Source organism: Streptantibioticus silvisoli (assembly GCF_027947535.2).
Taxonomy (GTDB): domain Bacteria; phylum Actinomycetota; class Actinomycetes; order Streptomycetales; family Streptomycetaceae; genus Streptantibioticus_C; species Streptantibioticus_C silvisoli.
In genome coordinates, this window is record NZ_JAAGKO020000045.1 from 1 (window position 1) to 11,782 (window position 11,782).

Genomic DNA, 11,782 nt, shown 5'->3' on the forward strand with positions numbered 1-11,782 from the left:
GGGGGCGGGGTGGGGCGTGGGGTGGGGCTTGTGGCACGTGCGGGCCGCGATACCCAGCAGCTTGCGCAGTTCGGCCAGTTGGCGCGGGTCCCCGATGACGACGTGGTTGCCCCAGAAGTCGATGACGAGCAGCGGGGAGCACGCGGCGGTGCGTACCTCCACCTCGCAGACGTCCGGCGTCAGTCCGGGCAGCAGCCGCACCCTGAGCAGGCCGAAGGGACAGCGCACCGTGATGCCCAGGCCCGGGACGAAGACCCCGACGTGGCCCCGTCCGCCGCCCGGGAGGTGTGCGACGGGGGACGGCAGCCCGATGTGCCCGGGCGGCGCCGGCGGTGCGGTGTGGCGGGGCGGCGTCGGCGGGCGCGGGGCACGGGCGGGGGTACCGGTGGCGCGGGCGGTCGGCAACGCGCCGGACGGGTGCGGGGAGCGCGGTGCCGGGGCGGCGGGCGGCGCGGGCCGGGCGTGGCGCGGCGCGGGCGTCGGGCGGGGCCGCGGGGCGACCGGCCACCACGGCCGGGGCGGTACCCGGTGCGGGCCGTGCCCGGTGCCGCCCCGGTGGTGCGAGGGCGGCGCGGTGCCCCTGCCGGGGGCGTGGTGGTGCGCCAGGCCGAGAGCGGGCAGCAGGGAGTCCAGCAGGCGCCCGACGGCTCCGGGCTCACGGGCGGCGTCCTCCACCGGGTCGTGGCCGGTGACGGTGAACGGCGCGGGGGTGCGGTCGCCGGCGTAGCCGATGCCGCCGCTGGCCAGCACCAGGCCCAGCGCGAGCAGCAGCGCGGGCACGGCGAGCAGCCGCCGGCGCACGGCACGGGACGTCGGCCGGCGACGGACGGCGCGGGAGCCGGGCCGGTGGCGGCCGGCCGCGCGGGACGCGTCGGCGGGCGGCCGTGACAGCCGCCGTAACGCACGCCTGATCAGCGGCACGCGCCGCCTGGCGTGGTGATCGATTCCGGGCATGACCGACCGACCCCTCCCGCACTCCCCTGACGGCGCAGGCGGTGCCTGTGCCGTCTCCCCACCGGGCGAAGAACCTGTCGGCCCGATTCGCCCCTCCGGGACGGAGTTTGTCCTGTGCGGCCGTTCGGCAGACAGACACGCCGCGCTGATTCACGCGATAGAGGGACATCGGGCGGCGGAAGGTTTAAAGATCGTGCGGAGTGTGACGGTCGCGGCGGACGGCAGTGACACCGGGAGTCGGGTGCGGCGTGCGGGGCGGACGCGACGGTCCGCCGACCGGACGGCGCGGCGGCTCACGGCCGCGGGCAGCCGAGTGGCGGGAACGGACGTGCGAGGGCGGGAACCGGGGTGTAAGCAGGAGGCATGCGCTTCCGGTTCCGCACCGCGGCACCGCACTGGTTCGAGCGGCCGGGCCGGTGGATGCTCGTCAGCACGCTGGGGCTGGTCGCGGCCATCGTCACGGCGGAACTGCTGTCCCCGCCCACCGTGCACCTCGGGCCGCTGCTGGTGGTGGCGCCCGCCGTGACGGCGACGTACGCGAGCGCCCGGCAGACCGGCGTGGTCGGCGCGTTCGCGGTGCTGGTGCTGCTCGGGGTGGGGCTGTACCGCACGTCGCCGCTCAGCGAGAACCTGGTGGTGCAGCTGTGCGCGCTGGCGGTGCTGACCGTTCTGCTGATGGTGTTCTGCGCGCTGCGCGAGCGGCGCGAACGCGAGCTGAACCGGGCCTGGACCGTGGCGGAGGCGACCCAGCGGGTGCTGCTGCGCCCGCTGCCGCACCGGGCGGGACCGCTGTCGATCGCGTCGCGCTACCGGGCCGCGGAGGCGGACACCCGCATCGGCGGCGACCTGTTCGCCTGCGCGCGCACCCCGCACGGGACGCGGCTGATGATCGGCGACGTCAGCGGGCGGGGGCTGTCGTCGCTCAGCGACACCGCGATGCTGCTGGGCGCCTTCCGGGCGGCGGCGCACCGCGAGGCGTCACTGCCCGACCTGGTGCGTTACCTGGAGGGCAGCGTGCGCTGGGCCATGGAGGAGGCCGACGAGACGCCGGACCGGGCGCGGCGGGCGCCGGCCGGCCGCGGTGCGGACGAGGACCCGGTGGCCCAACGCCATCCGGCGGAACGCTTCGTGACCGCCGCCGTCCTGGACATCCCCGACGACGAGCCGCTGGTCAGGATGGTCAACTGCGGTCATCCGCCACCGTTGCTGCTGCGCGGCGGTGACGCCGAACCGTTGATCACACCGGACCCGGCGCCGCCGCTGGGTCTCGGCGGGCTGCTCAGGACCCGCTACGACGTACTGACCCACCCCTTCGGGCCGGGCGACCTGCTGCTGCTCTACACCGACGGGCTGACCGAGGCGCGTGACCCGGCCGGCGTCTTCTATCCGCTGCCGGACCGGGCGCCGCGCTGGGCCGCGGAGGGCACCGAGGGGCTGCTGTCCCGGCTCGCGCGGGACGTCGCGGCGTACACCGCCCGCCCGCTGGACGACGACCTGGCGATGGTCGCGGTGCGACGCGACCGGGGCTGACGCGGGCGCCCCGGCGGCCCGGATCAGCCGCCACCGGGCGGGAGCCGGCGGGAGGCGGGCCACGGGCGGCGGCCGGCCAGCTCGGCCCACTCGCGGTCGTGGCGGCCGGGGACCGTCCGCCCGGCGCGGACCCAGCCGCGGGCCAACGCCTGGTAGATGGGCTCGTCGGGCACTGGGGGAACCGGTTCCGTACGCGGAGGCCAGACGGGTGGCCACCGGTCCGGGGGCGTCGTCATACCGGGTCAACCGGCAAAACCGCCCTGCGGTCACCCCGTGTCGCCGCCGTTCACCCGTACGTGGGGACCCGGCGTCATGGCGTTCGACGCGCCGCCCGCCGCCGGGCCGGACCGGCGCCGGTGTCCGAGGTGCGGGGCCGGGCCGGGCGTGCCAGCCTGGGGAACGCGCGAAGCGTGCGATCCACAGGAGGTGCGGCATGGGCGCCAACGAGGACTTCAAGCGGCTGGCCAAGGAGATGGCGGAGAAGGCCAGGGCTCAGCGCGAGAAGGGCGCGCAGTCCCAGGAGAGCACCGACGAGGAGGCCCGGCGCGAGAGCGGGGAGAAGAAGGCGACCGCCGACCCGCGCCGCCGGTCCGACAAGAAGTAGTCCGACAAGAAGTAGTCCGAGAAGCAACGGGTGACCGCCACGACCAGGCGGTGACCACCACGACCGAGGGGCCGGGCGCGAGCGCGGCCCCTGAGGCGTGCCCGGTTCCGCCGCGCGGACCTGTGCGGAGCGCCGGGGCCGGCCTCGGGGAAACGTGGGACCGGCGGGCGTGCCCGGCGGACCCGGGCACGCCTGAGGCGGGATCAGCCGGTCATCGCGCGCAGCGACTCGCGCAGGGAGCCCATGGTGGCCAGGACGGCGGTGGGTTCGTAGCCGCAGTGCGCCATGCAGTTGTCGCAGCGCGGGTCCTTGCCGCGGCCGTACTTCTCCCAGTCGGTGTCCTCCAGCAGCTCCCGGTAGCTCTCGGCGTAGCCGTCGGACATCAGGTAGCAGGGCTTCTGCCAGCCGAGCAGGGAGTAGGACGGGATCGCCCACGGGGTGCACTCGAAGTCGGTGCGGCCCTCCAGGAAGTCCAGGTAGAGCTCGGAGTGGTTCAGCCGCCACTTCTTGCGGCGGCCCTCACCGAACGCCTTCTTGAACAGCTGACGGGTCTGCTCGACGCCGAGGAAGCGGTCCTGGTCGGGCGCCTTCTCGTAGGCGTACCCGGGGGAGATCTCCATCCGGTCGACCTTCAGGTCGTTGTTGAGGTAGTCGAGCACCTCGATGACGTCCTGGGGGCTGTCGTTGTTGAAGAACGTGGAGTTGGTGTAGACGGCGAACCCGGCCTGCTTGGCCTGGCGGATGGCCTCGATCGCCTGGTCGAAAACACCGTCCTTGCTCACCGACTCGTCATGCCGCTCGCGCAGGCCGTCGATGTGCACCATCCACGCGAAGTTGCGGTGCGGACGGAACTTGTGCAGGTGCTTGGGGAGCAGGACCGCGTTGGTGCACAGCACGACGAACTTGCCGCGCGAGAGCAGTTCCTTGGTCATGACGTCGATCTGCGGGTGCATCAGCGGCTCACCGCCGGCCAGCGACACCATCGGCGCGCCGCACTCCTCGACGGCCCCGATGACCTGCTCGACCGGCATACGCTTCTTGAGCACGCTGGCCGGGTGCTGGATCTTTCCGCAGCCGTTGCACGCGAGGTTGCAGGCGAAGAGCGGTTCCACCTCGACGATCAGCGGGAACTTCTCCACCCGCTTGATCTTCTGCTTGATCAGGTAGCTGCCCATCTTGACCGTGAGGTTGAGCGGGAGTCCCATGTCCATCTCCGTTCCCGAGCCCGGGCGGCTCCTGACCGGCCTGCCGACTGGGCTGATGACCCACGGCACCCAGTTCCCTGATACCAACATACAGTCTGTATGCCCGGGGCGTCTCGCTGACCTGCGCATCCGTGTGTCGAATCGGCTGTGACCTGCCAGGACGGGTTACGCGGGTCGCCCGGGTCGGGGGCGGGAACGGTACGAACTCGCCCCCGATCCGCCTTGGCTGACGAGAGCCCGGAGGGGGTTCCTTCTCCGGAGGCGACCCTGTCGACCGGGGTTCGGGGTTCGGGGTTCGGGGTTCGGTCAGGGGTACGGGGAGAGCGGAGGCATCGGGCATTTGGTCAGCGGGGAGTGGTGATGGTGCGCTTGCCGCCGAGAGGAAAGGCCGGACGCACGGGGGCACATGGCGCTGCGGGTCCCGCCAAGGTCTTCCACGAGGCCGTAACCGAGGCCGACCGACTGATCGCCCCCGTCGCACCGACCACGGTCGAGCGCCGCCAGCCCGCCACCACCTTCGAGAACGCCGAACGCGCCGCCGCGCCGAACACCCGCGAGTCACCGCCCATCTGGTTCCGGTCAAGGTCGGCGACCTCACCCGCCACGGTCGAGGGGCACGAGGCGAACAGCTCGCACCGAGCGCCCCGGACAGTCGACAGCTCCGTAGCCAGTCCACAACGCTGTCGTACTACCGATCGCACCCGCGCGTCGCAGCGGTGATGAGCCCTTCGAGGTGAGGGTCTGGCCAGGGGCGGTCGGCCGTGATGTCGCGACGGCGGCCGGCGGCGATGTCCTGGAACAGGTCGGCGTGCGGGCCGTCGTCGGGGCCGCGGTAAGCAGTGGGCCAGTGTCCGGTCCAGGCCCAGGACAGGCCGGCCCCGGCAGCGTGGCGGTCGTCCTGCGGGGTGCAGGTGACGGCTTCGTCCTCGCCGGTCGCGGCGAGTTGGCGGGCGATGTGCGGGGAGATGACGTGGACCAGGCCGGCGCGATAGGGGAACGGCAGCGGCAGGTCGGGGTGATGGGCGAGGTCGTAGTCGATGAACTCGACGTGTCCGTCCGGCAGGACGACAGCGTTCTCCGGCTGGACGTCCCCGTGGAGCCAGCCCGCGGCGTGCAGCTGGTGCAGCGCGTCGAACATCGCGTCGGCAGCTCGCCGCATACCCTCGCGCTCCGCCGGGGTGGCGGTGCCGTTGCGGGCAGGGGCGAACAGGTCCCAGATGGAGGAGCCGTCGAGCCAGGGGATGGCCAGCCACCGGCCGGCGTCGCCGTAGCCGGACTGGCTTCCGGGGCGGAGGCCCTGGCGGTGGAGCAGGTCGTAGACGGCCGCTTCGTGGTCGAGGTGCCCACGCGCTCCGGGGACGGCGGTCTTCACCGCCCAGTTCTCCAGATGCCAGATGTCGGCTCCTTTGCGGCCGGTGACGTGTTCGGGTGCTGTTCGCAGGCCGAGGGTTTCAGCGGCGGCTTCGGCCAAGTGGAGGGCAGGGATGTGGGCGGTGGGCATGGAGGTCTCCACGATGGTGCGCAGGTGGTGATGGGCCGTCAGTCGGCCAAGCCGTCGAGCGTAGCGAGTGCGGTGGCCGACTGATACGCGCGCAGGGCGGTGCGCAGCAGCTGTGCGGTCCAACGGGCACCGTGCCAGCCGGTGGCCTCGGCGTACAGGTTCAGCAGGTATGGAGCGGGAACGGAATGGCCGGCCTGGCGCAGGACCGCGGGCAGGCTGATGAGGTCGATCAGGCCGGTGATGTCCGGGCGCAAGGTCTCGATGTCGAGCAGGGCCGGGCTGCCGTCGGCTCGGCGGCGCAGGTGGTCGGGTTTGAGGTCGAGGTGGCCGAGCGGGACGTGGCCGGATCCGTGGGCTTCCCCGCACAGGGCGAGGACGTCGGTCCAGGCATGCCGGTCGGTGATCCAGGCGGGTACGGCGGCCTGGTGGTCGATCCGCAGGGACGTGGTTGCCTCGGCGGTGGCGTCGTCGTAGTGCGCGGAGGCGCAGTGGACGGCGGCGACCGCCGTGACGAGGTCGTGCGGGACGCGGTCTTCTGACCAGTCGACAGGCCGGGGCAGGTACGGAATCAGCAGGGACCGGGAAACGTCGTCGGCGCAGATGAGGTCGGGGATCACGGGTGTGGGCGCGGTGAGGGCGTAGGCGAGGGCTTCGCCCTGGTAGCGCTCGGGGTCGGCGTGGACCTTGAGGACAGCGATGGGCGGGACGCCGATGGCGGCGACGGTTGTGCCGGAGTTTCGCGCGAGCAGCCGGAGAGAGCCGCGGGCGGCCGGCTCGCCGGGGTGGTGTCGGTCGAGGAGGCCGTAGAGCCTGCGGATGGCGGTCGCCTCGTCCAGTACTTCAGCGGGGCGGTTGTCGCGGGTGCGGGCGAGGCCGGCCAGGGCCTCGCCCGCTGTGGCGGGAGTGGTCACACCTGGGCCGGGATTTCGCGCAGCAGGCGGGTGTACGACTGCTGTGCGAGGTCGGGGCGCTGGTGTTCGCCGTAAACCTGGAAGAGGGTGTAGGCGAGGCTGTCGAGGGGGCGGCCGACGTTCCACGCCTGCATGGAGGCCAGGGCGATGTCCCAGACCTGGACGTCGCCGCGAATCAGGCCGATGAAGTCCTGGAAGTACATGCGCAGGCCGAATGGGTAACGCGACATCGCCTCGTCCAGCGACACGGGGGTGGCCGGGTCGAACGCGGCGGTGGTGATGTTCCATGCATAGTGCTGGTTGCCGCCGGGGGCGTCGAGCAGCGTCAGGCTGATCCGGTGTGCGCCCAGCGGTCCCTGAAGGTAGTCGTGGAGGCTGGCGGCGAGCTGGCCGGCCGGGGTGGGCACAAGGTCCTGGCCGAGTCGGCGCAGGGCGGCGTCGAGATCGGCGAGAGCCTGTTCCGGGTTCCCGTGCTCCGGGGCGATGGGTTGAGGGACGGGTGGGACGGGCTGGGCGAGGTATTCGGCGTGTGCCCGCCGACCGGCCGCCTCGCTGTCCGTGTCGGGGGTGATCCAGTCGGCCTGGTCGCGGGTGACGGGACCGTCGGCGGGGATGGTGAGGCGGTCGCCGGGGCGGGGGCCGTGGACGGTGAACAGGTGCTGGAGCTGGTTGGCGGCGTCGGCGAGAACGCGGTGGTCGGAGTACAGGTAGGGGCCGTGCGGGGTGTGCGGCGGGACGAATCCGTTGCCGCACAGCGCGATGTCGCGCACGCCGTCGAGGCGTTCGGGGTAGTCGAGCAGGAGTTCCTTCAGCACGGCCAGGCCGGTGTGTCGGGCGCGGGCGTCGCCGCCGGCCCCGGGCAGCAGGTTGGTGTCCGAGCCCAGCGTGCCGGGTGGGCTGATCTGCGAGTTGTTCGAGACGACCGCGAGCCGGGGCATCGGCTGCCGCTCGGCGTCGATGTCGGCCACGTATTCGTCGGACAGGTCGGCGTCCACGCCGATGAAGACCGCCGGACCATCGCCGTACCGGATGACCGGCTGCACGACGCGGTTCTCCCAGAACAGCGTCCTGGCCCCGGCCGGGTAGAGACGCACCGTCAGGTCACCGAACGCGGTCCCGGTCGTGTGATCGACGCGGTGGACGGTGAAGCCGAGCGCGGTGATGACGTCTTCGACCGCCGATGGAAGCATCATGCCGGTCAGCACCGGAACGGATCTGTCGAGCCGGTCCAGGCTCGCGGGGTGGAAGTGGTCCAGGTGCTCGTGGCTGAGCACGACCGCGTCGAGCCGCGGCATGAGCGCGGTGTTCACCGAGCGGGGCGGCCAGACGCGGAACGCACCGCCGAGCCCGAAACTCACCTCCAGGACCGGATCGACCAGCACCGCGTGCCCCCCCGGCCTCCACCAGCCAGGTCTGGTGACCGACGAACGTCATCCGCACAGCAGCGTCCTTCACGACCTCTTCCTCTCTCACGGGGGTGACCGCGCGGGGCGGACTACCGGCAACCAGCCGCTGGTCCGCCCCGCGCGACGGGGTGATCAGCGGTGGTAGGTGTACGGCTTGTCGTCCGCCGCGCCGCTGCTCCGGAACCGCGCGATGCGCTGCTGGAGCGCGGCGACGGCCTTCGGGTCGACGCTCGTGCTGACCGGACTGCCGGCCAACGCCTCCTGCGTGGACTGCTGCATGAGAAAGCCTCCTGCGATCGGATCGACAACCCCGGCTTTCCGGGGCCACCGCCATCACACCCGGCAGCGAGCCCACCACGGAAGCACCAGCGGGGCGCGGCCCCTTGCCCCCGCTTGTCCTGCGGTTGCTTCGCTTGCCTTCCGCTCCGAACAGCTCGTTCCATGCGTCGCGATACGGGAAACTGGCGAGGGAGGTAGGACCGTTGACCGCAGCGCCGAACGCCGAGCACCCCCTGAACCGCCTACGCCTGCAACACGGTTGGAAGGCGGAAGCGATGCTCGCCCGGATCGCTGCGCAACACCAGGCCCTCGGCTACGGGCGGTTGTCCGCACGGCCCGAGAAATGGTCCCGCTGGACCCGCGAGAACGCCCCGGTCCATCCCACCGAACCCACCCAGTTGGCCATCGCCGCCGTCGTCGGAGGAGTCACCCCCGACCAGGTCCGCGCTCTCGGCTGGCCCGCCTGGATCCACCTTGCTCTGCGAGACGACCACACCCTGTGGGAGTCGCCCTGGACCGTTGCGGGAACCATCGAAGCATTGGACCACACGGCTGGAGGCCACATGGACCGCCGCGGATTCCTCACCACGATCACCGGCGGCACCCTCAGCGCGGTCATGGCCCACTGGGCCCTCGCCGACCCCGCCACCGCCGCCGCGACGTCCGGAACCCGCGTCGGCGCCGACGTCGCCGACGCCTGCGACACCCGGCTCGGCGCCCTGCGCCACCTGGACGACGCCCTCGGCGCCGGCCCCGTCTACGACGCCGCCCTCGCCGAACTCCGCCTGCTCGGCACCATTCTGCGCAACTGCTCCTACCGCACGGACACAGCCCGCCGCCTCTTCGGCTGCGCCGCCGAAGCCTCCCGCATCGCCGGCTGGTGCCGCGACGACAGCGGATCACCCATCGCCGCCCAAGCCCACTACGCCACCGCCCTGCGAGCCAGCGCAAGCGGCGGCGACCGCACCACCGGCGCCCTCATCACCGCGTTCTGGGCCAACACCCGCTACGCCGCCGCCCACGACCCCCGCAGCGCACTCGACCTCATCGACACCGCCCTGCGCACCACCCGCAACGCACCCGCCTCACCCCGCGTCACCGCCATGCTCCACATCCGCCGCGCCCGCGCCCACTCCCTCATGGGCGAACCCTCCCCCGCCTACCGAGCCATCGACGCCGCCCTCCACACCTACGAAAGCGGCGTCCCCACCCACGAGGACCTCCCCACCGTCTACTGGATGAACACCGGCGAAGTCCTCCAAGCAGCCGGCTCCGCCGCCCTCAGCCTCAACGACCCACGCCGCGCCCTCAGCTACTTCGACACCGCGTACACCCACCCCGACCCCTACCGCCCCGACATCGAAGCCCGCGGAGCCGCCATCTACGCCGCACGCCGCGCCGAGGCATACCTCGCACTCGGAGAACGCGACGCCGCCGTGGAAACCACGCGATCAGCCACCACCCAGGTCACCGGAGTCACCTCCGACCGAGCCGCGCAAGCCCTCACCAGCCTCCACGACCACCTGAACTTTCAGGGCGCTCTCCCCGCTGACACCGAGGTCCTCGTGGCCCTGCGGCGCGCGGCGAAGCCCACGGACACGCAGGACGGTGCCGCGCCTGCGTGAGGTCACGCGGCAGGCCGGGAGGCCACCGAGCCGCCAGGTCGCACAGCTTGGCGCGCCAGGACCTGTCTGCCGATGATCTTGTGGCTGGTCGTGGTGAATTGACGGCCGCGGTGTGGGATCGGGACGTCCGGCCGGGTGGGGCCGGCCGGACGGGAGTGCGGTCAGATCAGCCGTTCGAGCAGCCAGCCGCACAGCTCCGCGGTGATCTCGGTGTGGCCCTCGTTGTGCGAGGCGCACAGGAACTCGTCGAGTTCGCTCTCGGCGGGGTCGAGGGCGTCGATGTCCGTGGACAGCTTCCCGGTGGTGTCGATGTCGCGGACGGCGACCGCGCTGACCGACGGCACGAAGCAGATCGACGGGACCGGTGCCTCGGCTCGGCCGCCGAGGATCTTGTTGAGGGCGTCGGCGGCGATACCGAAGGACGCCAGCGGGCCGCCGGGCGCGCCGTCGATCTCCGGGAAGCCGCTGGTGGTCACCGTCTCGTCGGCAGCCCAGGTCGCCTTCAGATCGGCCACCAGGACGTTGTCGCCCTCCGCCTGGGTGTAGAGGACGGTGCCGGGGAAGAGCAGGCCGGTGGACCGGAAGGCGACCACGCCGGGCTCGACGTCGTTGCCCTGGCCGTTCCCCTTGCCGTTGGAGACGCCGAGTGTGCGCGGCCGCCGCGGCCAGTTGCCGACCTGCTCCAGCGCGGCGAGGAAGTCGGACCGGGCGGAGTCCTGCTCGGGGATGTCCTGGACGGTCTCGATGTGCCGCCAGAGCAGTTCGCGGGAGGCGGCGCTGTTGATCTGGTTGGACAGGGCGTCGTTGAGCGGGTTGACCTGCTTCATGTAATGGGCGAACGCCTGGAGGCAGATCGGCACCGAGGCACCGCGGTGCGGGCTGTCGTAGGAGAAATAGGTGGAGGTCTGGTGGTCGATGCCGTCGGTCTCCATCTTGGCCAGCGCGTACCGGGTGACGAGCCCGCCCATGCTGAAGCCGCCGACCACCAGCGGGGCGTCGCCGCGCCGTTCGGCGATCAGCCGCAGGATCGCCTCGGTGGCGAACCGGGCGTTGACCAGGATCGACCGGCTGCGCTCGCCGTAGCCGAGGATGACGGCGTCCCGGCCGCAGGCGTGCAACTCGCTGATGAGGTGGTAGCTCTCGCCGCGCTCGAAGTGCTGGTAGAGCCCGTCGAGAGTGCTGGGGCCGGAGTTGAAGCCGTCGGCGAGCAACACCGGCCTGACGGGGGCGTCGTGGCCGGTGGCGTAGTAGATCCAGGCGGTGGCGTCGTAGACCGGTACGTAGTCCGGCTCCCCCTCCTCCTCCGGGTTGAGGTGCTCGCCGAAGTGCCAGGTCTCGTCCGGCTCCGGGGCCTTCGGCGGCTTGGCCTCGTCCAGAGGCGCCACCAGTCCGATCGGCCCGACCGGGCGCCCGGCCTCGTTCACCTGCTCGTCACTCATCGCTCTCTCCTCCGCACGGGGTCGCTCCGCGGCGGTCCGGGGAGGGCGGAACACCGCCCCCGGACCGCCGCCGGCCAGGACAATCGCCTGCTGGACCCATCGTGGTACTCCGGACGGCAATCTGATGATCCGTCATATGAGAGTCAGCACTTCGAGTGATACGGAAGCGAAATTGTTTGAACGGGCCCGATCCCGCCGGGTCGGGGGCTCTCTGTCACCCAGGTCCGCGTTGGGCGGGTCCACGTTGGGCGGGTCCGCATTGGGCGGGTCCACGTTGGGCGGATGCGCGCCGTCCAGGTACGCGCCGTCCAGGTACGCGCCGCACGGG

Annotated in this window: 10 protein-coding genes and 1 pseudogene; 3 read left to right on the forward strand and 8 right to left on the reverse strand. The window is 72.2% G+C overall.

The features are described from left to right. Positions 1–801, reverse strand: a pseudogene (locus POF43_RS25610) (hypothetical protein); the annotation flags it as partial. A 516-nt stretch (positions 802–1,317) separates the two neighbouring features. Between POF43_RS25610 and POF43_RS25615 the strand changes: the two are divergent. Beyond that, positions 1,318–2,484 carry a PP2C family protein-serine/threonine phosphatase gene (locus tag POF43_RS25615; RefSeq protein ID WP_271325282.1) on the forward strand — a complete coding sequence of 389 codons (1,167 nt, stop codon included), beginning with the start codon at positions 1,318–1,320 and terminating at the stop codon, positions 2,482–2,484. A 23-nt stretch (positions 2,485–2,507) separates the two neighbouring features. Here the strand turns inward: POF43_RS25615 and POF43_RS25620 are convergent, their stop codons facing one another. Further along, positions 2,508–2,657 (reverse strand): hypothetical protein, encoded by a 150-nt coding sequence (locus POF43_RS25620; RefSeq protein ID WP_271317720.1) that lies wholly within the window; start codon positions 2,655–2,657, stop codon positions 2,508–2,510. Between the two features lie 260 nt (positions 2,658–2,917). Between POF43_RS25620 and POF43_RS25625 the strand changes: the two genes are divergently transcribed. Next, the gene (locus POF43_RS25625) at positions 2,918–3,088 is read left to right on the forward strand and encodes a hypothetical protein (protein WP_271317721.1); all 171 of its coding nucleotides are present in this window, start codon (positions 2,918–2,920) and stop codon (positions 3,086–3,088) included. 203 nt (positions 3,089–3,291) lie between these two features. Here the strand turns inward: POF43_RS25625 and hpnH are convergent, their stop codons facing one another. The 5 genes from hpnH to POF43_RS25650 all read right to left on the reverse strand — a co-directional run bounded on the left by hpnH (position 3,292) and on the right by POF43_RS25650 (position 8,390). Further along, entirely contained in the window at positions 3,292–4,293 is a 1,002-nt protein-coding gene (gene hpnH / locus POF43_RS25630; RefSeq protein ID WP_271325281.1) for an adenosyl-hopene transferase HpnH, read from the reverse strand. A gap of 688 nt (positions 4,294–4,981) precedes the next feature. Continuing rightward, complete coding sequence (locus POF43_RS25635) at positions 4,982–5,794, reverse strand: protein kinase family protein (RefSeq protein ID WP_271318308.1); 813 nt, start codon at positions 5,792–5,794, stop codon at positions 4,982–4,984. Between the two features lie 38 nt (positions 5,795–5,832). Then, positions 5,833–6,705, reverse strand: coding sequence for a hypothetical protein (locus POF43_RS25640; protein ID WP_271325649.1), 873 nt, complete (start codon positions 6,703–6,705; stop codon positions 5,833–5,835). Beyond that, positions 6,702–8,087 carry an MBL fold metallo-hydrolase gene (locus POF43_RS25645; protein ID WP_372516122.1) on the reverse strand — a complete coding sequence of 462 codons (1,386 nt, stop codon included), beginning with the start codon at positions 8,085–8,087 and terminating at the stop codon, positions 6,702–6,704. Before POF43_RS25645 ends, POF43_RS25640 begins: the two co-directional genes overlap by 4 nt. Positions 8,088–8,243: 156 nt before the next feature. Then, a complete protein-coding gene (locus tag POF43_RS25650; RefSeq protein WP_271314998.1) occupies positions 8,244–8,390 on the reverse strand; it encodes a hypothetical protein in 147 nt (48 codons plus the stop codon). Between the two features lie 203 nt (positions 8,391–8,593). On the opposite strand from POF43_RS25650, the gene POF43_RS25655 reads away from it, so the two are divergent. After that, the gene (locus tag POF43_RS25655; protein WP_504993283.1) at positions 8,594–10,015 is read left to right on the forward strand and encodes an NsdA family TPR-like regulatory protein; all 1,422 of its coding nucleotides are present in this window, start codon (positions 8,594–8,596) and stop codon (positions 10,013–10,015) included. Between the two features lie 161 nt (positions 10,016–10,176). On the opposite strand, the gene POF43_RS25660 is transcribed toward POF43_RS25655, so the two are convergent. After that, entirely contained in the window at positions 10,177–11,454 is a 1,278-nt protein-coding gene (locus POF43_RS25660) for an esterase/lipase family protein (protein WP_271323681.1), read from the reverse strand. Positions 11,455–11,782 lie beyond the last annotated feature (328 nt).